This window comes from Streptomyces sp. NPDC043908 (genome assembly GCF_056435525.1).
In genome coordinates, this window is the sequence record NZ_JBWKEI010000018.1 from 29845 (window position 1) to 50125 (window position 20281).

Sequence of the window (20281 nt, forward strand, 5' to 3'; positions counted from 1 at the left end):
TCGTGGGTGGCTGGTCGCGCAGTTCCCCGCGCCCCTGGGGGGTTGGGGCGTCCCCGACGGCAGGTTCGGGGCTGACCCGTGGCGGTCGCGCAGTTCCCCGCGCCCCTGGGGGGTGGGGGCGGCCCCGATGGCAGGTTCGGGGCTGACCCCGTGGCCGCCTGGGGGCTGGGGCCCGCCCCCCCACGCGTGGTCGCCGGGGTCTAGCGGTTCGCTCCCACCGGTACCCCCATCACCTCCCGGGAGTGGCGGGTCGGGACCAGGCCCAGGTGCCAGGCCTGCCAGTTGTCCTCCAGGTCCACCCCGCGCTCCAGCATGAGCGCGTACGCCTCCGCGCAGTCCTCCAATTTGCTGTCGCGGGTCGGGTGGTCGGCGCGGATCAGCTGGGAGAGCTCCTCCTGGGCCACCGCCACCCCGATCTCCGAGCCGCCCGCCGAGGCGTACGGCAGCAGGGTGCAGCGCAGGAAGCGGGCCCAGTCGCCGCCCCTGCGGTCCCCGTAGGAGTCGAACAGCTCGACCGCCTCGTCGCACAGCCGCAGCGCCTGGGGCGCGCGGTTGTTGCCCGCGTCGATCAGGGCCAGCTCCAGACAGGTCCAGGCCTCGCCGTGGGCCACCCCGATCCGGTGGAAGTCGGCGCGGGCGTCGACCAGGAGCTGGCGGGCGAAGCCGGAGTTGCGCAGGTTGCCGGTCTGCGCGGCGCGCTGGTCGCGGGTGACGCGGCCCGAGTGGTGGCGGGCGCAGGCCAGGCCGTACACGTCCCGCATCCGCGAGAACATCGTCCGGGCCCGCTCCAGCTCGCGGACCGCCTGGTCGCGGTCGCCGCGCTCCTCCAGGGCCTGGCCCAGGTAGTACAGCGTCCACGCCTCGCCCCGCGCGTCCTCCTGCTCGCGGTGGCGCGACAGGGCCTGGCGGAGCCCGTCGACGGCCGGGGACGGGTCGCCGTCCACCAGGCGGGCACGGGCCAGCTGGGTCAGCGCCCAGGCCTCGCCGCGGCCGTCCCGGGTGCGGCCGTACAGGTCGAGCGCGGTGCGCAGGGCCTCCTCCGCGCGCGGCACCTCGCCCATCCGCAGGAACACCTGGCCCAGCTGGAAGTGGGTCCACGCCTCGCCGTGCAGCGACTCGCCCTCGCGGTGCAGGGCGAGCGCCGTGTCCAGCAGGGTCAGGGCGTCCGCCAGGTTCGCCCGGTCGCGCTCGACGGCCGCCAGCGCGTGCAGGGACCAGGCCCGGTCCTCGTCCTGCCCGGGCGCGGCCTGGAGGTCGATGGCCTCGCGCAGCTTGACCGCCGCCTCGGTGAGGTTGCCCTGGTGGTGCAGGGTGATGCCGAGCGAGGCGAGCGCGAGGGCCGCGCCCGCGTCGTTCTGCGCCTCCCGGTAGAGGCCGACCACCGAGGTCAGGGTGGTGCGGGCGGTGTCGAGCTCGCCGAGCTGACGGGCCGCGATGCCGGTGCGCCACCGCACCGAGCGTTCGAGGAGGCCCTGGTCGACGGCCTGGGAGAGCTCGCTGATCTCGCCGAGCCGGTACAGGTCGCCGCGCAGCAGGCAGTAGTCGCAGAGCGCGCCCAGCAGGTTGAGCACGGCCTGCTGGTTCACGTCCTCCGCGTCGCGCAGCGCGGCCGTGATGAAGCTCGACTCGTCGTCCAGCCAGCGCAGGGCCGCGTCCAGCGAGGTGAAGCCGTGGCCGCCGAACTGCCCGGCGCGGGTGGAGAGTTTGCCGTCGACCATACGGATCACCGCGTCGGCGAGGTCCGCGTAGTTCTGGATCAGCCGCTCCTGCGCGGCGGTGCGCTCGGCGGCCTCCTCCTCGTCGAGCAGCCGGGCCCGTGCGAACGTCCGTACGGTGTCGTGCAGCCGGTAGCGGTCGGCGCGGACGCGGTCGATCAGGCCCGCCCGCGCCAGGTCGGCCAGCAGCCGGCCCGCCTCCGCCTCGCCGGTGGCGAGCAGCGCCGCGGCGGCCGCCGCGCCCAGCGAGGCCCGCCCGGCGAGCGCCAGGCGCCGCAGCAGCCGGCGCGCCGGCTCGCCCTGGTCGGTGTAGCGCAGCCACAGGGCCCGCTCCACGGGCGCCACCGGGCCGTACGCCCCGAGGTCCGCCGCGAGCGTCCGGGCGTCGCGCGCGCCCAGCGAGGAGCCCGCGACGCGCAGCGCGAGCGGCAGCCCGCCGCACAACTCCCGTACGAGCGCGACGGCTTCCGGGTCGTCGAAGGCGTACGGCTCCTTGGGGTCCTCCTGGGCCGACTCGCGCAGCAGCTCCTCGGCGCCCGCCTCGTCCAGCGGCTCCACCGCCAGGTGGTGGACCCAGGCCGGGAGGTCCTCGGGCAGCTCCAGCGGCCGCGCGGCCGTCACCAGGACCAAGCTGTCGGACCGCTCGGGCACCAGGGTGCGCACCTGCTCGGCGTCGACGGCGTCGTCCAGGATCACCGTGACCGGAAGGCCCGTCAGATGCTGGTGGTAGAGCTCGGCGAGCCGGCGCACCTGCTGGTCGGTGGACGACCTTCCCCGAGCTTTCGATTCCGCTCGACCAGGGGAGACCCCATCCCTGAACAGCAGTTGCTCACGGGGCGCGCCGAGCCGGTTGAGCAGGTGCAGCAGCGCGTCACGGGTCGACAGGGGGGCCTGGGTGCCCCGGCCGCCGCCGCGCAGGTCCACCAGGCAGGCGCCCCGGAACTGGTCCCGCAGCTGGTGGGTCGCGCGCACCGCGAGCGCGGTGCGGCCCACGCCCGCCGGGCCGTGCAGCACCACCACCGTGGGGCGGGTCTCGGTCGCGGCGCGCGCCGAGTGCACCCACTGGGCGATGCGGGTGATCTCCGCGCGCCGCCCCGCGAACGGGCCCTGCGGTTCGGGCAGATGGCCGAAGGACTGCTCCAGGACCGAGCGCCGCCGGGCGGCCGCGCTCTTGTCGGTGCCGCGCAGCTGGGTGGGGACGGAGGTGCTCGCCTTCTTGCCGGTGCGGGCCGCCGGGGCCGTCATGCGCTGCTGGTCGAGGAACGGGCGGATGCCCCGTACGTCCAGGGCGGTCAGCCACTGGAGCCGCAGCTGTTCGGCGCCGCCCGGACGGCCGAGTTCGCCCGCGCGCCGGTGGGCGGCCGGCCAGTGCGCGGCGGTGACCCGCAGGACGGTGGCCGCGGCCCCGGCGACGGCCACGGCCGCCCCGGCGCCGACCGCGGGTCCCGCGCCGGTCCCCAGCGCCGCGTCGGCGACGACGGCGGCGACCGCCGCGACGGCGGTCACCAGGAACGCCGTGCCCGCCTTCTCGCGCGCGAACAGCGCGCCGAGCGTCGGCCTCCCGGCCTCGGCCTCGTCCAGCGCCCGGGTGTACGCCGTGTACTCCTCCTCGGCGCTCGCGGCCAGCGCGTCCAGCGCCGCCCGGCCGCGGGCCATCAGCGCGTCGGCGTCGGCCCGGCCGCCGGAGCGGCGCACCTCCTCCTCGACCGCGCGTGCCAACAGCCGTTCGGCCTCAGCCCGATGGCCGTCCCGCATGTGGTCCCCCTCCGAGAGCGTCCGGTGCGACATGAGTCCTGGTCGAGTGTGCCGGTGGTGTCAAGTGTTCCGCGTGCCGCGCGTCGGCGCGAGGGAGCCGACGGATCGACCCGCCCGTGGGGGAGGATGGGCCCATGTCGAACCGCCTGGCCCATGAGACGTCCCCGTATCTGCTCCAGCACGCCGACAATCCCGTCGACTGGTGGCCCTGGTCGCCCGAGGCGTTCGCCGAGGCGCGCGAGCGCGGGGTGCCGGTGCTGCTCAGCGTCGGGTACAGCAGTTGCCACTGGTGCCATGTGATGGCCCATGAGTCGTTCGAGGACGACGCGACCGCCGCGTACCTCAACGAGCACTTCGTCAACGTCAAGGTCGACCGCGAGGAGCGCCCGGACGTCGACGCCGTCTACATGGAGGCGGTGCAGGCGGCGACCGGCCGGGGCGGCTGGCCGATGACCGTCTTCCTCACCCCGGGCGCCGAGCCGTTCTACTTCGGCACCTACTTCCCGCCGGAGCCGCGCCACGGCATGCCCTCCTTCCGGCAGGTCCTGGAGGGGGTGCGGGCCGCGTGGACGGACCGGCGGGCGGAGGTGGACGAGGTCGCCGCGAAGGTCGTACGGGACCTGTCCGAGCGCGAGCTGGTGTACGGCGGGGGCGCCGGGGTGCCCGGCGAGGAGGAGCTGGCGGGGGCGCTGCTGGGGCTGACACGGGACTACGACGAGCGGCACGGCGGCTTCGGCGGCGCGCCCAAGTTCCCGCCGTCGATGACGCTGGAGTTCCTGTTGCGCCACCACGCGCGTACGGGCGCGGAGGGTGCGCTGGAGATGGCCGTCGACACCTGCGAGCGGATGGCGCGCGGCGGCATCTACGACCAGTTGGGCGGCGGCTTCGCGCGCTACTCGGTCGACCGCGAGTGGGTGGTGCCGCACTTCGAGAAGATGCTCTACGACAACGCCCTGCTGTGCCGGGTCTACGCGCACCTGTGGCGGGCCACCGGCTCGGAGCTCGCGCGCCGCGTCGCCCTGGAGACGGCCGACTTCATGGTGCGCGAGCTGCGCACCGCCGAGGGCGGCTACGCCTCGGCCCTGGACGCCGACAGCGACGACGGCAGCGGCCGGCACGTCGAGGGCGCGTACTACGTGTGGACGCCCGCGCAGCTCGCCGAGGCGCTGGGGGAGAAGGACGGGGAGGCGGCGGCCCGGCACTACGGGGTCACCGAGGAGGGCACCTTCGAGGAGGGCGCCTCCGTCCTGCAACTCCCCTCCGGCGGCGGCCCGGTGGCGGCGGACGTACGGGAGCGGCTCCTCGCGGCGCGCGAGCTGCGGCCGCGTCCGGGCCGGGACGACAAGGTGGTGGCCGCCTGGAACGGCCTGGCGATCGCCGCGCTGGCGGAGACCGGCGCGTACTTCGACCGGCCCGACCTGATCGAGCGGGCGACCGAGGCGGCTGACCTGCTGGTGCGCGTCCACATGGACGACCGCGCGCGCCTGGCGCGTACGTCCAAGGACGGCCGGGTGGGCGCCAACGACGGGGTCCTGGAGGACTACGCCGACGTGGCGGAGGGCTTCCTCGCGCTGGCGTCGGTGACGGGGGAGGGGGCCTGGCTGGAGTTCGCCGGGTTCCTGCTCGACATCGTGCTCGACCGGTTCACCGGCGGCGGCGGGGTGCTCTACGACACCGCGCACGACGCCGAGCGGCTGATCCGGCGCCCGCAGGACCCCACGGACAGCGCCACCCCGTCGGGCTGGACGGCGGCGGCGGGCGCGCTGCTCTCGTACGCCGCGCACACCGGTTCCACCCCGCACCGGGCGGCTGCCGAGGCCGCGCTGGGCGTGGTGAAGGCGCTGGGCCCGCGCGCGCCGAGGTTCATCGGCTGGGGCCTGGCGACCGCCGAGGCGCTGCTCGACGGTCCCCGCGAGGTGGCCGTGGTGGGCGAGCCCGGGAGCGAGCTGCACCGGGCGGCGCTGCTGGGCCGGGCGCCGGGCGCGGTGGTGGCGGTGGGCGAGCCGGGCGGCGCGGAGTTCCCGCTGCTGGTGGACCGGCCCCGGGTCGACGGGGGCCCGGCGGCGTACGTGTGCCGCCACTTCACCTGCGAGGCGCCGGTGACCGGCGTGGACGACCTGGCGAGGGCGCTGTCCTGAGAGCCTGCCCCAGCCCCTGTCGCCCCCGCCGTCCGCCCGGAGGGCGGGCGCGGCGGCGGGCCGGCGCGCGCGGGCCGGCGCGGTGACGCTCAGGCGTGCCGGTAGGCGACCAGCGAGATGCCGATGTAGTGGACGATGAACGCGGCCAGCGTGAGGGAGTGGAAGACCTCGTGGAAGCCGAACCACCGCGGCGAGGGGTTGGGGCGCTTGATGCCGTAGATCACGCCGCCCGCGCTGTAGAGCAGCCCGCCGACCACGACCAGCACGAGCACCGCGACGCCCCCGGTGTGCAGGAAGTCGGGGAGGAAGAAGACCGCCGCCCAGCCCATCGCTATGTAGCAGGGCGTGTAGAGCCAGCGCGGGGCGCCGACCCAGAAGACGCGGAACGCGATGCCGGCGAGCGCCGCCGCCCACACCGCCCAGAGCAGGACGCGTCCGCTGGAGTCCGGGAGCAGCAGCAGGGTGAGTGGGGTGTAGGTGCCCGCGATGATCAGGAAGATGTTGGCGTGGTCGAGCCGGCGCAGGATCGCCTCGCCCCGCGGTCCCCACTCGCCCCGGTGGTAGAGGGCGCTGACGCCGAAGAGCAGGCAGGCGGTCAGGGCGTAGATCCCGCAGGCGACACGCCCGCGGGTGGAGTGCGCGAACGCGGTGAGCACGAGGCCGGAGACCACGGCCGCCGGGAACATCCCGGCATGCAGCCAGCCGCGCAGTTTTGGCTTCAACGGCTCGGTCGGCGAGAGCGCCGTCACCTGATCAGTCATGTCCCGCATGCTACCTACGCCTCCGTAAGTTACGGATAGGGGCGGCCCGTAACCCTATGCCCCGACCTCCTACCCGGAGGTGAACACCGGATGCCGAGTGGCGATGCTCACGTGAGAGTGCCTCTGGACATATGGGCGAGCGGCACGGATGATCAGATGAGTGCGGTCGGCACCGGATGAGCGCCAGGTAACACCGAAGCGTCCGGGTCGCAGCCCCCACGGGGCAACGAACGAAGAGACCCTCACCAGGGAATCACCGAACCCTCTACAAGGAGCGATCGTGGCGCGCGACATCGCGGCTCCCCTTTCCGTCCCGACCAACCACCAGGAACTGATCTCCTGGGTAGACGAGATCGCGGCCATCACCCAGCCGGACCGGGTGGTCTGGTGCGACGGTTCCGAGGCCGAGTACGAGCGCCTGTGCGAGGAGCTCGTCGCCCGAGGGACGTTCAAGAAGCTCGACCCGATCAAGCGCCCGAACTCGTACTACGCGGCGTCCGACCCGACCGATGTCGCCCGGGTCGAGGACCGCACCTTCATCTGCTCCGAGAAGGAGGAGGACGCGGGGCCGACCAACCACTGGAAGGCTCCGGCGGAGATGAAGGAGATCTTCGCAGGTGAGGAGGGGATCTTCCGGGGCTCGATGCGTGGCCGCACCATGTACGTCGTGCCCTTCTGCATGGGCCCGCTCGGCTCGGACCTCTCCGCCATCGGCGTCGAGATCACCGACTCCGCGTACGTCGCCGTCTCCATGCGCACCATGACCCGTATGGGACAGCCCGTCCTCGACGAGCTCGGCACCGACGGCTTCTTCGTCAAGGCCGTCCACACGCTCGGCGCGCCGCTGGCCGAGGGCGAGGCCGACGTGCCGTGGCCCTGCAACTCCACCAAGTACATCTCGCACTTCCCCGAGACCCGCGAGATCTGGTCCTACGGCTCCGGCTACGGCGGCAACGCCCTGCTCGGCAAGAAGTGCTACGCGCTGCGCATCGCCTCCGTCATGGCGCGCGACGAGGGCTGGCTCGCCGAGCACATGCTCATCCTCAAGCTGACCCCGCCGCAGGGCGAGGCGAAGTACGTCGCCGCGGCCTTCCCGTCCGCCTGCGGCAAGACCAACCTCGCCATGCTGGAGCCCACGATCTCCGGCTGGACCGTCGAGACCATCGGCGACGACATCGCCTGGATGCGGTTCGGCGAGGACGGCCGGCTGTACGCGATCAACCCCGAGGCCGGGTTCTTCGGCGTCGCGCCCGGCACCGGTGAGCACACCAACGCCAACGCGATGAAGACCCTGTGGGGCAACTCCGTCTTCACCAACGTCGCGCTCACCGAGGACGGCGACGTGTGGTGGGAGGGCATGACCGAGGAGCCGCCCGCGCGCCTCACGGACTGGAAGGGCAACGCCTGGACGCCGGAGTCCGGGACCCCGGCCGCCCACCCCAACGCCCGCTTCACCGTCCCGGCCGGCCAGTGCCCGACGATCGCCCCCGAGTGGGAGGACCCCAAGGGCGTCCCGATCTCCGCGATCCTCTTCGGCGGCCGCCGCGCCTCCGCCGTCCCGCTGGTGACCGAGTCCCTCGACTGGAACCACGGCGTCTTCCTCGGCGCCAACGTGGCCTCCGAGAAGACCGCCGCCGCCGAGGGCAAGGTCGGCGAGCTGCGCCGCGACCCGTTCGCGATGCTGCCGTTCTGCGGCTACAACATGGGCGACTACATGGCCCACTGGGTCAAGGTGGGCGCTGCCGCGGACGCCGCCAAGCTGCCCAAGATCTACTACGTGAACTGGTTCCGCAAGAACGACGCCGGCAAGTTCGTCTGGCCCGGCTTCGGCGAGAACAGCCGCGTCCTGAAGTGGATCGTGGAGCGCCTGGAGGGCAAGGCCGAGGGCGTCGAGACCCCGATCGGCATCCTGCCGACGAAGGAGTCCCTGGACACCGACGGCCTGGACCTGGCCGAGTCGGACCTGGAGTTCCTCCTCAAGGTCGACACCGAGGTCTGGCGCGAGGAGGCGGCGCTGATCCCCGAGCACCTCAACACCTTCGGCGACCACACGCCCAAGGAGCTGTGGGACGAGTACCGCGCGCTGGTCGCCCGCCTGGGCTGACCCGCCCGCCCGAGACTCGTGGCGGGCTGCCCCGAACACCGCCCTGACCAGTGGGGTCACGACGGTCCGCCACGTTCGCGTCCGGCCCCCGGAGCCCCCTCACGGCTCCGGGGGCCGGACGCTTTTCCGGACGGCCGCGCCCCGGCCGTCCCGCCCGGCGGTTTCCCCGGGTGGTTTTTCGCCAGGGTGGCTGCCGGGGACGGACGTTCGCGGGACACTCGGTCCCGGAGCGCGTGGGGCCGAGTGAGGGGGCGCGGAGGATGCGCACACCGGTGAGTGATCCGCTGCGGGTGGGGCCGTACCGCATCGTGGGGCGGCTGGGGTCGGGCGGGATGGGCTGGGTGTATCTGGGGCGGTCGCCCGCGGGCCGGGCCGTCGCCGTCAAGGTCGTCCGCCCCGAACTCGCCGCCGACGAGGAGTTCCGGCGCCGCTTCGCGCGCGAGGTGGCCGCCGCGCGGCTGGTCGGCGGGGCCTTCACGGCGGCGGTCGTCGACGCCGACCCGGAGGCCGACCTGCCCTGGCTGGCCACGGCGTACGTACCGGGGCCCGCCCTGTCCGAGGCGGTCGGCTCGGACGGGCCGCTCACCGGCGGCCAGGCCCGCAGGCTCGGCGCGGGTCTGGTGGAGGCGCTCCAGGCCATCCACGGCGCCGGGGTCGTCCACCGCGACCTCAAGCCCTCGAACGTGCTGCTCGCCGCCGACGGGCCGCGCGTCATCGACTTCGGCATCTCCATGGTGGCCGGGGCGACCGGGCTGACCCGCGCAGGGACGCTGATGGGCACCCCGCCCTACATGTCGCCCGAGCAGATGACCGGCGCCCGGGTCGGGCCCGCCAGCGACGTCTTCTCGCTCGGCGGGGTCCTCGTCTACGCCGTCACCGGGAACGCGCCCTTCCTGCACGGCGCCGGAGTGGCCTACCGGGTGGTGCACGCCGAGCCCGAACTCGACGACGTACCCGCCGAGTTGCGGCCCCTGGTCGAGGAGTGCCTGGCCAAGCGGCCCGAGGACCGGCCCGGTCTGGACGCGCTGCTGAGCGGGCTGCTCGGCCCGGACGCGGGCAGCGCGCGGGCGCTCACCTGGCCCCCGCCGACCGTGGCCCGCCGCATCCGGGTGCGCACCGGAGAGCTGGACGGCCGGCGGGCCGCCGGGGACCGGGCCTCCCTGCCGTCCTGTCTGCTGCTGCACGCCCGGACGCTCCTGGACGCCGGCCTCAGCGACGCCATGGTGATCGAGGCGGTGGGCCGTGCGGCACTCTGAGGGGGTACCGGCCGGCGCCGGGGCCGAACTGGGCGCGCGGTGGCGCCCGCTGGTCCACACCTGGGCGTCCGGACGCCACCTGCACTGCGAGGAGGACACCGTCTCCGTCTCGCTCCGCTTCGACCTCGCCGACGCGGGGCGGGCCGTCACCGTCCGGTTCATGACCACCACCAAGCTGCTGGTCGCGTTCATGACGGACGGCCGGTTCCTGCGCGGCGACCAGCTGGCGACGGCCGCCGCCGCGGCCAACGCGTGGAACACCGAGCAGTTGGTCCCGATGCTGTCGGTGTGGGACGTACGAGGACCCAGACCCTGTATCGCCGGGGTCTGCACGCTGCCGCTCAACTGCCGGATGGACCAGCGGGAATTCGATTCCCTGGCGGGCGACTGGGTGGAACAGGCGAGACAGATGTTCCTCCGGTGCCATCAGGTGTTCCAGCTGTAGAAGAGATGTTCGGATATCGCCCGGGAGTTGTCCCAAAAGGCCCGCGGTAAAACCCGGGAATGCCCTCGGAACGGTTGCGGAACAGCACCGGAACGGCCCGGGAATCGCCCCGGAATGGCCAAAACCCTTACGCGCGGCGGCCGGTGGCGCCATATTTGCGATGTGCTTTTCCGGGGGACGGGGAGGTTTTCGCCCATGGGGCTGCTGTGTGGTCCGCGCGGTGCGTGGCGGACGGGGGCGACGGCCGGGCTGCTGGCCGCGGCCCTGTTGGCCGCGGCCCTTCCGGCCGCCGCCGGTGACGGGTCCTGTTCGGGGAAGCTGGCCGAGCGGCTGGGCTGCTGGGCCGGCCGGGTGGACGCCCAGGACCCGGCCGTGCTCGTCACGCTGCACAGGCCGCTGGCGCTCGACGGCAAGGCCGCCGACTGGAAGCTCTCCCAGCGCAAGGCCGCCTTCGACCGAGGCCCGCTCGTCCTGACCGTCCCGGCCGGGCACCCCACCGGCGCGGGCGGCACCCTGCTGCTCGTCCTCGCCGGCGACCGGCTCGTCGACCCGGACGCCGAGATCACCCGCCTCGACGACAGGACGCTGGGCGCGCTGCGCGAGGCGGGCGTCTGCGAGCCCGGACTGTGCGAACTCGTCGCCGACGGCAAGAAGGCCAAGACCCTGCACGGCCAGGACCTCCTGGACGCGAAGCTGGCCGCCGAGCTCGGCCGCAACTCCGACAGCGTCGGCGGCGCGGACGACGGCTCCTCGCTGCTCGTCCCCCTGCTCGGCACCGCCGCCCTGCTGCTCCTCTTGATGGCCGCGCTGGTCTACGCGGTCCGCCGCTCCCGGGGCCCGCGCCTGGCGTACGCCGTGCCGGCCGGGCCGGGTCCGGCCGCCGTGCCCGCCGCCCGTACGCGCCCGGCGGCCACCGCTGCGGTGCCCGGCGGACACCGCGCGCCCGGCCGCGAGGTCGCGAGGCCAAGCGCGCCCGGCCGGATCGCCGTCGTCCGCACCGCGCTGCACCCGCAGGGGTACGTCGAGCTCGACCAGTGCCTGCGCCGGGCGGTGTGGGCCGCGCCCGCCGCGCCCGCGCCCGCCCCCGGCGCCCGCGTCGAGGTGAGCGAGGGCCGGGGCGAGGACGCCGGGATCCTGTACGCCCACACGTACGCCGACGACGGACGCGACGACGGACGCAACGTCACCAGCAGGGCGCCGCACGGCCGGTGAGGCGCGGCGAGGACACCGAAGGACGGGGAGAGGCCAGATGCGCAGGCAGCAGCCACCGAGGACGCTTCCGGCGGAGTACGCCGACATCGAGTTCGAGAACAACGCCCAGCGGCTGCCGCTGGTGCTGTGCCTGGACACCTCAAGCTCCATGGCGGGACCGCCCATCGAGGCGCTGAACCAGGCCCTGAACGAGTGGACCCGCGAGCTCCACGACGACGTCAGCCTCAGCTACAGCGTCGAGGTCGCCGTCATCACCTTCGGCGGCCGGGGCGTCACCGCCTGGCGGTCCGGCCAGCCCCTCGAACCCGGTTCGCCGGTCGGCCCGTTCGTCGCCGCCCACATGTTCGAGCCGCCGCGGCTCGCCGCCTCCGGGGTCACCCTGATGACCGAGGCCCTGGAGCTGGCCATGCATGTGGTCGCCGCCCGCAAGACCGAGCTGCGCTCCCAGGGCTTCCAGTACTACCGCCCGCAGATCTGCCTCGTCACCGACGGCCTGCCGACCGACGGCACCGGCCACATCAGCCGCACCTGGCAGCGGCTCGTCCCGGTCCTCGCCGAGGAGCAGGCGGCCCGCCGCTTCCGGCTGTACGCGATCGGCGTCGGCGGCCTCACCGACCTCGCCGAGCAGGTGCTCCAGGCGTACGCGCCGAAGTTCAACGCCCGCCTCCAGGGCTTCCCCTTCCGCCAGTTGCTCCAGATGATGTCGGCGAGCGCCAGCGCCGAGACCAAGGGCGCGGGCGACGAGGTCTTCGAGAAGATCTTCAGCCAGTTCAAGACGCAGCGCCCGGCCTGGGAAGCCTGAGCGGGCCATGGCGACGCGGACGCACGGGAGCTGGCGGGTGCACGGGCTGAGCGTGGAGGGCTACCGGCACCGCCGGGACGGCGTCCCCTGCCAGGACGCCTGGCGGTGCTCGACGGGCGGGCCCGTCACGGTCCTGGCCGTCGCGGACGGCGCGGGCAGCCGGCCGCGCTCCGGCGAGGGCTCCCTGCTCGCGGTCCGCCTCGCGGTGGAGCACTTCGGCAGGCTGCCCGCCTCCGGGGCCGACGGCCCCACCGCGCACCGGCTGCTGCGCCGGTGCTTCCAGCGGGTCGTGGACGACTTCCTCGACCGTACGGGCGAGGGGGCCGGGGACCACGCGACCACCCTGACCGTGGTGGTCCTCGGGTCCGGATGGCTGGGGTACTGCACCGTCGGGGACGGGTTCGTGGTGCTGCGGGCCGGGACCGAGGACGGCGAACGGCAGTTCCACCTCCTGCCGCAGCCCGCCGCGGTGAGCGAGTACAGCAATGAGACGGTCTTCCTCACCACCCCGGACGCGGCCCGCTGGGTGCGGACCGACTGCGTACGGGACGAGGGCGTCGACGGCGTGCTGCTCTCCACCGACGGCCTCGCGCAGGCCGCGCTCTCCTGGTCCGGGGGCGCCCCGCAGGCCCCCAACGGGTCCTTCGCGGCGTCGGTGCTGCGCTCGCTCGACATCGGCGGGGGCGTGCCGGACGACGAGGACGACCGGCTCGCCGCGCTGCTCCGCTCCGACCGGCTGACCGCGCTCAACGGGGACGACAAGACACTGCTGCGGGCGGTGCGGGACGGAGGGGGCGGATGAGCGGGCCCGCGCAGGGGCGGACCGTGCTGCTCGGCGGGGTGCCGGTGGTGCTCGCCGCCGAGCCGCTGAAGGGGGGCGGTCAGGCGGCCGTCTACCCCGTGGAGGGCGACGACCGGACCGTCGTCAAGCTCTACCGGGACCCGCCCGGGCCCGAGCAGGAGCGGCGGCTGACCCGGATGCTCACCATGTCCCCGCTCGGCGGACGCCCCACCGACCGCTCCCAGCGGCCCGAGCTCGCCTGGCCGACCGCGCCCGCGCGGGCGCCGGGCGGGGCGTTCCTCGGATACGCGATGCAGCGGTTCGGGGAGCCCGAACACGTCCAGCTGGTCGGCCTGTTCACGCGCGCCCAGCGCGTCCGGCTCTTCCACGGGCGGGCCGACTGGCGCTTCCTGCTGGGCGTCGCGTGGAACCTGGCGTTCATGACGGCGCGGATGCACCACGAGGGGCTGGTCATCGGGGACTTCTCCAGCAGCAACGTGGTGGTCGACGCGAACGGCTTCATCACATTCCTGGACTGCGACTCCATCGCCTTCACCGACGCGGTCACCGGGGAGCTGTTCCCCTGCCTGATGCACACCACGGACTACTCGGCGCCCGAACGGCAGGCGGGCGGCCCCGCCACCCGGGCCAGCGACGACTTCGCGCTGGCGGTCCTCGTCTACCAGCTGCTGACGGCCGGCAACCACCCCTTCGGGGGTGTGCCGCGCGACAGCGCGCCGGAGTCGACGGTCCAGGACAACATCGCGGCGAGCATCAGTTACGTGGTGCGGCCCGAGGGGGTGGTGGTGCCGCGGGGGACCGTGGACCCGTCCGTGCTGCCGCCCGAACTGCTGGACCTGTCCCGGGCGGCGTTCGGCCCCGGCGTCCTGGACCCCGGGGCCCGCCCGTCGGCGGAGGACTGGTTGCGGGCGCTGGACCGGGAGCGGGGCCGGGTGCGGGTCTGCCCGGCCCGCCCGGGCCACACGTACGGCTCGCACCTGACGGGGTGCCCCTGGTGCGTCCGGGCGACGCTGACAGGCCACGACGTCTTCAACCCGTCCCCTTTGCCGCCACCACCCCCGCCTCCATCCAACCTTCGGCCCGCACTGCTGATCGCGCTGGCGGTGCTGATCCTGGTGATCCTGGTGGCACTGACGAGGGGGTGACCCTGCGGGGCGGCCCGGGGTTCGTCTGCGGCCCGGTGGTCGGTTGCTCGCGCAGTTCCCCGCGCCCCTTTTGGCCCGGGGTTCGTCTGCGGGTGCTCTGTGGCTGGTCGCGCAGTTCCCCGCGCCCCTTGGGGGCTTGCGGTGCGCCGTTTTGTGCGGCTCGGTGGTGGGCCGGTCGCGCAGTTCCCCGCGCCCCTTGGGGGCTTGGCGGTGCGTGGTCTTGTGCGGCTCGGTGGGGGCTGGTCGCGCAGTTCCCCGCGCCCCTATAGGGCGCCCCGGAGGGGCGCATTTGAGGGGCGCGGGGAACTGCGCGAGCAACCGGCCACGGTCCGCAGACGACGACGGTTTTGGGGGCGCGGGGAACTGCGCGAGCGACCCTCCACCGGGGCGCAGATGACCGCCGGTTTTGCGGGCGCGGGGAACTGTGCGAGTAAGCCGTCACCGGGTCGCAGACGGACCCCGGGCCAGAAAGGGGCGCGGGGAACTGTGTGGGCAGGCGCGGATGGCCGTGTCCGTCGGTGCGGGCCGAGTCGCACTCGTACCCCGCGTACGCGAAACGTGGCACCCGGTCCGCGGACCTCCGCGGCGCGCGGACCGGGGCCGATCAGAGGGCGGCGGTCGCCGCCGAGTGGGCGTCCATACGCTCCGCCGCCAGGATCGCCGCTGCCGTGTCCGCGCGCGAGGCGGCGACCACCAGCGCGCGCCCCGCGAGCGCGTGCGCGCGCCCGTGCAGGGCCGGCGCCGCAGCCCGGCTCAGACCCGCGTGCCGCACCGGCGGATGCCCGCCCCGCAACCGCGCGACCTGCGACGCGATCGCGTCCCCGGCCTCGGTCAGTCCCAGTTCGTCCGTGACCGCGAGCAGCGCCGCGAGGTGCCCGGCGAGCTGGATGTCCAGCTCCTCCTCACGGGAGCGGCGCGGAACACGCGCGTCGGCGGCCATCGTGCTGTGCACCGACTTCGTCCGGATCGGCTCGTACATGGGATGACCTCCTTCTGACGCAGGATGCCATCCTATCTTAGATTCTGTCTAAAGTTGAGTACGGGCCACCACCTGGCTACATCTGGCTGTAGCCGTCCAGGAAGCTGCCGATCCGGGTCACCGCACCCGCCAGGTCCTGCGCCGAGGGAAGCGTCACGATGCGGAAGTGGTCGGGCTCGGGCCAGTTGAAGCCGGTACCGTGCACCACCATGATCTTCTCGGCCCGCAGCAGGTCCAGGACCATCTGGCGGTCGTCCTTGACCTTGTAGACCGCCGGGTCGAGCCTCGGGAACAGGTACAGCGCGCCCTTCGGCTTCACGCACGTCACGCCGGGGATCTGCGTGAGCAGGTCGTACGCCGTGTCGCGCTGCTCCAGCAGCCGCCCGCCCGGCAGCACCAGGTCCTCGATCGACTGGCGCCCGCCCAGCGCCGTGGCCACCGCGTACTGCGACGGCATGTTCGCGCACAGCCGCATGTTGGCGAGGATGGTGAGGCCCTCGATGTACGAGGAGGCGTGGGCCTTGGGGCCGCAGACCGCCATCCAGCCGGAGCGGTAACCGGCCACCCGGTAGTTCTTGGACAGACCGTTGAACGTCAGCACCATCAGGTCCGGCGCGATGACCGCCGTCGGCGTGTGCGTGGCGCCGTCGTAGAGGATCCGGTCGTAGATCTCGTCCGAGCAGACGACCAGGTTGTGGCGGCGGGCGATCTCCGTGAGCCCCCGCAGCATCTCCTCGTCGTAGACCGCGCCCGTCGGGTTGTTCGGGTTGATGATCACCAGGGCCTTGGTGCGGTCCGTGATCTTCCGCTCGATGTCGGCGAGGTCCGGCATCCAGTCGGCCTGCTCGTCGCAGCGGTAGTGCACAGCGGTGCCGCCGGCCAGCGAGACCGAGGCCGTCCACAGCGGGTAGTCCGGGGCCGGGACCAGCACCTCGTCGCCGTCGTCGAGCAGCGCCTGCATCGACATCTGGATCAGTTCGGAGACGCCGTTGCCGAGGTAGATGTCCTCGACGTCGAGGTCGATGCCCTTGGTCTGGTAGTGCTGCATCACCGCGCGGCGCGCCGAGAGCAGGCCCTTCGCGTCGCCGTAGCCGTGCGCCCCGGAGAGGTTGCGGAGCATGTCCTCCAGGATCTCCGGCGGGCACTCGAAGCCGAACGCGGCGGGGTTGCCGGTGTTGAGCTTGAGGATGCGGTGCCCTGCCGCTTCCAGCCGCATGGCTTCCTCGAGAACCGGGCCGCGGATCTCGTAACAGACATTGGCGAGCTTGGTCGACTGGATCACCTGCATGACAGTCACCTTACGGGCGCGTTTCGGGGGACGCGCGGGGTTTGCCCGTGGGGTGCGCCGGTCGGGGGTGCCCGGGCGGATGCCTGGCTTCCATCGGAATGCGGTCCTGGGGGCGTGGCCGTGGGATCGCCGGTCGGGGGTGGGGTACGGGCTTGGAATGCGCCTCCGGCGGTACGGCGGGTGAGATGCACCACGACGAGCCGCCCCGTTTGGCCGGGGGCCCGCCTGCGGCCCGGTGCTGGGCTGGTCGCGCAGTTCCCCGCGCCCCTTTTCGGGCCGGGTGTTTGTCTGCGGGTGGTCTGTGGCTGGTCGCGCAGTTCCCCGCGCCCCTTGGGGGGCTTGCGGTGCGTCGTTTTGTGCGGCTCGGTGGTGGGCCGGTCGCGCAGTTCCCCGCGCCCCTGAAACCAGTCGTCGTCTGCGGACCGTGGGGGGTTGCTCGCGCCGTTCCCCGCGCCCCTTGAAGCGCCCCTTCGGGGCGCCCCGGGAATGCCGCGCAGCGGCATGTGAGGGGCGCGGGGAACTGCGCGAGAAGCCCCACCGGCCCGCAGCCGGAGTCCGGGCCCTGAAGGGGCGCGGGGAACTGCGCGACCAGCCACCGTCCACCCGCAGACGAACCACCGGCCCGAAAGGGGCGCGGGGAACTGCGCGAGCAACCGACCACCGGCCCGCACCCGAACGCCCGGCCGAACAGGGGCGCGGGGAACTGCGCGGACGGGCCACCCCCACTACCGGCCCCCACACCGCCCGCATCTCGGCCACGCACCCCCTCGCCCCCTTTCGTCCCCCCTCCCCACAGCGTTACGTTCCCGCCCCGCGACGCCCCGAGGAGGCAGCCCATGACCAACGGCAGCAACGGCGCGCAGCACCACCCCCAGGCCCAGCACCACCCCCAAGCCCAGCCCCACCCCGTCGAACCGACCCCGTACGTCATCCGCAGCAACCGCCCCGCGGGGCCGCACGGCGTCCCCTCGGACGTCTCCGACTTCCGCACCGCCTCGCGGGGGCTCGTCGCCCGCCCGGACGTGGCCGTGATCCCGGCCCGGGACGGGGGAACCGCCTGGGACTTCGCCCGGTTCGACTTCCTGCGCGACGAGGACACCGACATACCGCCCTCCGTCAACGCGCGCGTATGGCGCCAGGGCCGCATGAACGCCATGGCCGGCCTCTACCTGGTCACCCGCCCGGACCACGGCCGCGGCGGCGTCCACCAGATCCGCGGCTACGACCTCGCCAACATGATGATCGTCGAGGGCCGCACCGGACTCGTCGTCATCGACCCCCTCGGCTCCTACGAGACCGCCCAGTACGCCCTCCGCCTCTACCGCGAGACCACCGACGACCGCCGCCCGGTGAAGGCCCTCGTCTACACCGCGAGCTGCGTCGACCACTTCGGCGGCTCCCGCGGCCTCTTCGCCGAGCGCGGCGACACCGTCCCCGAGGACCTCGCCGTGTACGCGCCCGACGGCTTCCTCGACGACGCCGTCCGCCGCCACGTCGTGGAAGGCCTCGCCACCGCCTGCCTGGTCGACCACACCTACGGCACCCGGCTGGAAGCCGGACCGTACGGCCTGATCGACAGCGGCCCCGGCCTCACCGTCTCGGCCGGCGAGCCCACCCTCGTACCGCCCACCCACCAGCTCTCCGGCGAGGTCGAGGCCGACGGCGTACGGATGGTCCTCCAGCCCGCCGCCGGCCTCCAGTCCCCGGCCGAGATGAACGTCTACCTCCCCGGCCACAAGGTCCTCTATCTGACCGCCCCCGGCCTCCTGGGGGGCCTCGGGGACGTACGCGCCCGCCACCTCGACGAGACCCTGAAGGCCTTCGGCGGCGTCGCGGAGATCGTGGCCGGGGCGTACGAGTGGCCCGGCTGGGGCACGAAGGCCGTCACCGCCCGCCTCGCCGCCCGCCGCGACGCCTGGGTCAGGCGCCAGACCCAGCCCTCGAACCAGCCGTTCTACGCCGCCGGGTACGTCGGCACCGCCACCCAGGCCGCCCGCCAGACCTGGCTGCGCCTGCTCGGCCACGAGTTCGTCGCCGCCACCGACGCGGTCGCCGCGACCCCCGCGTCCGCCGCGACCGCCCAGCGGTACGTGGTGGCCCTGGGCGGCGCCGAGGCGGTGCTGGCCACCGCCCGCGAGGAGTACGACGCGGCGACGCCCCGCTACGAGCGGACCGTCGAGCTCCTCGACCACGTGGTGGCCGCCGCCTGCGACCCGGCGACGGTCCCGCCCGCCGTCCTGGACGCCGCCACCTCACTCCAGGCGCTGGCGCTGACCCAACTGGGGTACCTCGCCGAATACGGCCCGCTGCGCAACGCCTATCTCACGGCCGCCCAGGACCTCCGCCCCGGCCCGCGTCCGCCCGGCGCCCGTCCCGTCGTCGGGGACCTGGTGCACCACGCCAACCCCGCCCAGTACTTCGCGGCCCTCGCCGCCCGCCTTGACGGTCCGAGCGCGGCCGAGCTGCGTGATCCGGTCGTCCTGCTGTGGACCTTCACCAACACCGGCCAGTCGGGCGTCACGGTCCTGCGCGACGGCGTCCTCGTCTACACCGACACCCGCGGCGACACCATGCCGCCGGGCGTGGACAAGCCGCACGCCACGATCGTGCTGACGCGCGACACCCTGGACCGGCTCCTGGCGTCGGGCCCGGACTTCGCCGCGAACTTCGACGAAGCCGTACGCGCGGGCCGCGCCCAGATCGACGACCGCGGCCCGGCGGACACGGTCTTCGGCTATCTGCTCCCGGCTATCCCGGCCGTGAACTGAGCCCAGGCGGCGGCGGGGACGGCGAACGTCGGGCTGTCCCCGCCGAGCTTGGAATCGCGTACGTGGACGGTGTGGGGGCAGGTGGCCACCTCGACGCAAGCACCGCCTTCGGAGTCGCTGTAGCTGGACTTCCGCCAGTCCAGGGCGACTTCGACGCAGGCGCTGCCCTGGTCGTCGCTGTAACTGGACTTGAACCATACGAGCTGGTCGCTCATAGCTCCTCCGCCAATTTGCTGATGAACTCCGTCGACTCCTCGACGCTGAGGGCGTGCATCCGGATCATGCCATGGCGTTGCGTCAGTTCGCTGACCTTGACGGGGTCCGCGTAAAGCGCGCTGGTTGTCTGGCCTTCGGCGAATGCGTAGTGCTCGTGATCGGGATTCTCCAGTAGAACCACTGATCCGGAGAGGGCGAGCCCGCTGCACCGCCCCATCGGCAGCACCTGCACCGACGCATTGCGCAACTCACCCACCGCCAACACGTGTTCAAGCTGCCGCTTCATCACGTCCCGGCCGCCGACCAGCGTACGCAGAGCGGCCTCGTACACCACGAAGTTGAAGACCGTGGACGTTCGCGCACGCAGCGCCTCCTGCCTGCGCAGCCGCGCGTTCACCCGTTCCTCGACCGTCTCGTCATCCAGCGGCGGGTAGCTCTCGCTGATCAGCGTCCGCGCGTACTCCTCCGTCTGCAACAAACCCGGGATGAGCAGCGGCTCGTACCAGTGGACGGCGATGGCCTCCGCCTCCACCTGCATGAACTCCTGCGACCGCGCAGGGAACGGCTCGGGCTTCAGATACTGGTTCGCCGCCAGCAACTTCCCCTGCGCCCCGCACATCTGATCGGCCACCGTCAGCAGCCGCAGAGTAGGCTTGCGGCGGCCGTTCTCCATCGACTTGACGTACTCGTACTGGTAGTCCGCCGCCTTGCAGAGGTCGTTGCGGGACACCCCGGCGCCCTCCCGCCAGCGCTTCACCTGGTCGCCGCAGTAGCGCCACGCGATCGGCGGCAGGGAAGTCGGCTCGGTCATTGAACCCGCCCTTCGGGTACCTCGCGGGTACAGCCGGGAATGTACCCACTTTGATACTCCCAGAGGCTATGCCCGGCCCAGCAC

15 protein-coding genes are annotated in these 20281 nt (G+C 73.4%); 9 read left to right on the plus strand and 6 right to left on the minus strand.

The genetic code is table 11. From position 1 onward, the window contains the following. Positions 1–200: 200 nt before the first annotated feature. Positions 201–3470, minus strand: coding sequence for a tetratricopeptide repeat protein (locus tag AC069K_RS31000; RefSeq protein WP_478621954.1), 3270 nt, complete (start codon positions 3468–3470; stop codon positions 201–203). A 134-nt stretch (positions 3471–3604) separates the two neighbouring features. Between AC069K_RS31000 and AC069K_RS31005 the strand changes: the two genes are divergently transcribed. Beyond that, positions 3605–5608 (plus strand): thioredoxin domain-containing protein, encoded by a 2004-nt coding sequence (locus AC069K_RS31005; RefSeq protein WP_478621834.1) that lies wholly within the window; start codon positions 3605–3607, stop codon positions 5606–5608. Positions 5609–5697: 89 nt separating this feature from the next. Here AC069K_RS31005 and trhA read toward each other — a convergent pair whose 3' ends face one another. Continuing rightward, positions 5698–6378, minus strand: a complete 681-nt coding sequence (trhA, locus tag AC069K_RS31010) for a PAQR family membrane homeostasis protein TrhA (protein ID WP_365111600.1) — start codon at positions 6376–6378, stop codon at positions 5698–5700. Between the two features lie 271 nt (positions 6379–6649). Here trhA and AC069K_RS31015 point away from each other — a divergent pair, with 271 nt between their 5' ends. From AC069K_RS31015 to AC069K_RS31045, 7 genes are all read left to right on the plus strand, one after another. Then, positions 6650–8473 (plus strand): phosphoenolpyruvate carboxykinase (GTP), encoded by a 1824-nt coding sequence (locus AC069K_RS31015; RefSeq protein WP_365111598.1) that lies wholly within the window; start codon positions 6650–6652, stop codon positions 8471–8473. A 272-nt stretch (positions 8474–8745) separates the two neighbouring features. Next, complete coding sequence (locus AC069K_RS31020; RefSeq protein ID WP_365111595.1) at positions 8746–9729, plus strand: serine/threonine-protein kinase; 984 nt, start codon at positions 8746–8748, stop codon at positions 9727–9729. Further along, positions 9716–10174 (plus strand): hypothetical protein, encoded by a 459-nt coding sequence (locus AC069K_RS31025; protein ID WP_365111592.1) that lies wholly within the window; start codon positions 9716–9718, stop codon positions 10172–10174. The genes AC069K_RS31020 and AC069K_RS31025 overlap by 14 nt, the downstream gene beginning before the upstream one ends. Positions 10175–10369: 195 nt before the next feature. Beyond that, positions 10370–11386, plus strand: coding sequence for a hypothetical protein (locus AC069K_RS31030; protein WP_478621836.1), 1017 nt, complete (start codon positions 10370–10372; stop codon positions 11384–11386). A 37-nt stretch (positions 11387–11423) separates the two neighbouring features. After that, positions 11424–12188 (plus strand): vWA domain-containing protein, encoded by a 765-nt coding sequence (locus tag AC069K_RS31035; protein ID WP_358832964.1) that lies wholly within the window; start codon positions 11424–11426, stop codon positions 12186–12188. Positions 12189–12195: 7 nt separating this feature from the next. Then, positions 12196–12990, plus strand: a complete 795-nt coding sequence (locus AC069K_RS31040) for a PP2C family serine/threonine-protein phosphatase (RefSeq protein WP_365111586.1) — start codon at positions 12196–12198, stop codon at positions 12988–12990. Then, positions 12987–14135 carry a hypothetical protein gene (locus AC069K_RS31045; protein WP_478621838.1) on the plus strand — a complete coding sequence of 383 codons (1149 nt, stop codon included), beginning with the start codon at positions 12987–12989 and terminating at the stop codon, positions 14133–14135. The genes AC069K_RS31040 and AC069K_RS31045 overlap by 4 nt, the downstream gene beginning before the upstream one ends. A gap of 604 nt (positions 14136–14739) precedes the next feature. Here the strand turns inward: AC069K_RS31045 and AC069K_RS31050 are convergent. Both AC069K_RS31050 and AC069K_RS31055 read right to left on the minus strand, forming a co-directional pair. Next, positions 14740–15114, minus strand: a complete 375-nt coding sequence (locus AC069K_RS31050; protein WP_358832967.1) for an SCO4983 family protein — start codon at positions 15112–15114, stop codon at positions 14740–14742. 76 nt (positions 15115–15190) lie between these two features. Then, positions 15191–16402: a pyridoxal phosphate-dependent aminotransferase gene (locus AC069K_RS31055; protein ID WP_365114622.1), complete on the minus strand. Its 1212-nt coding sequence runs from the start codon at positions 16400–16402 to the stop codon at positions 15191–15193. Between the two features lie 836 nt (positions 16403–17238). Between AC069K_RS31055 and AC069K_RS31060 the strand changes: the two genes are divergently transcribed. After that, positions 17239–19170, plus strand: a complete 1932-nt coding sequence (locus AC069K_RS31060) for an alkyl sulfatase dimerization domain-containing protein (RefSeq protein ID WP_478621840.1) — start codon at positions 17239–17241, stop codon at positions 19168–19170. Here the strand turns inward: AC069K_RS31060 and AC069K_RS31065 are convergent. Beyond that, positions 19137–19385 carry a DUF397 domain-containing protein gene (locus AC069K_RS31065; RefSeq protein ID WP_478621842.1) on the minus strand — a complete coding sequence of 83 codons (249 nt, stop codon included), beginning with the start codon at positions 19383–19385 and terminating at the stop codon, positions 19137–19139. The two genes, AC069K_RS31060 and AC069K_RS31065, sit on opposite strands and share 34 nt — an antisense overlap. Continuing rightward, positions 19382–20197: a helix-turn-helix domain-containing protein gene (locus tag AC069K_RS31070; protein ID WP_478621844.1), complete on the minus strand. Its 816-nt coding sequence runs from the start codon at positions 20195–20197 to the stop codon at positions 19382–19384. The genes AC069K_RS31065 and AC069K_RS31070 overlap by 4 nt, the downstream gene beginning before the upstream one ends. Positions 20198–20281 lie beyond the last annotated feature (84 nt).

What these genes read in the sequence shown, in the direction of transcription:
- AC069K_RS31000 (WP_478621954.1), bottom strand. Translation starts at nt 3,470, where the DNA reads ATGCGGGACGGCCATCGGGCTGAGGCCGAACGGCTGTTGGCACGCGCG.
- AC069K_RS31005 (WP_478621834.1), top strand. Translation starts at nt 3,605, where the DNA reads ATGTCGAACCGCCTGGCCCATGAGACGTCCCCGTATCTGCTCCAGCAC.
- trhA (WP_365111600.1), bottom strand. Translation starts at nt 6,378, where the DNA reads ATGCGGGACATGACTGATCAGGTGACGGCGCTCTCGCCGACCGAGCCG.
- AC069K_RS31030 (WP_478621836.1), top strand. Translation starts at nt 10,370, where the DNA reads ATGGGGCTGCTGTGTGGTCCGCGCGGTGCGTGGCGGACGGGGGCGACG.
- AC069K_RS31035 (WP_358832964.1), top strand. Translation starts at nt 11,424, where the DNA reads ATGCGCAGGCAGCAGCCACCGAGGACGCTTCCGGCGGAGTACGCCGAC.
- AC069K_RS31040 (WP_365111586.1), top strand. Translation starts at nt 12,196, where the DNA reads ATGGCGACGCGGACGCACGGGAGCTGGCGGGTGCACGGGCTGAGCGTG.
- AC069K_RS31045 (WP_478621838.1), top strand. Translation starts at nt 12,987, where the DNA reads ATGAGCGGGCCCGCGCAGGGGCGGACCGTGCTGCTCGGCGGGGTGCCG.
- AC069K_RS31050 (WP_358832967.1), bottom strand. Translation starts at nt 15,114, where the DNA reads ATGTACGAGCCGATCCGGACGAAGTCGGTGCACAGCACGATGGCCGCC.
- AC069K_RS31055 (WP_365114622.1), bottom strand. Translation starts at nt 16,402, where the DNA reads ATGCAGGTGATCCAGTCGACCAAGCTCGCCAATGTCTGTTACGAGATC.
- AC069K_RS31060 (WP_478621840.1), top strand. Translation starts at nt 17,239, where the DNA reads ATGACCAACGGCAGCAACGGCGCGCAGCACCACCCCCAGGCCCAGCAC.
- AC069K_RS31065 (WP_478621842.1), bottom strand. Translation starts at nt 19,385, where the DNA reads ATGAGCGACCAGCTCGTATGGTTCAAGTCCAGTTACAGCGACGACCAG.
- AC069K_RS31070 (WP_478621844.1), bottom strand. Translation starts at nt 20,197, where the DNA reads ATGACCGAGCCGACTTCCCTGCCGCCGATCGCGTGGCGCTACTGCGGC.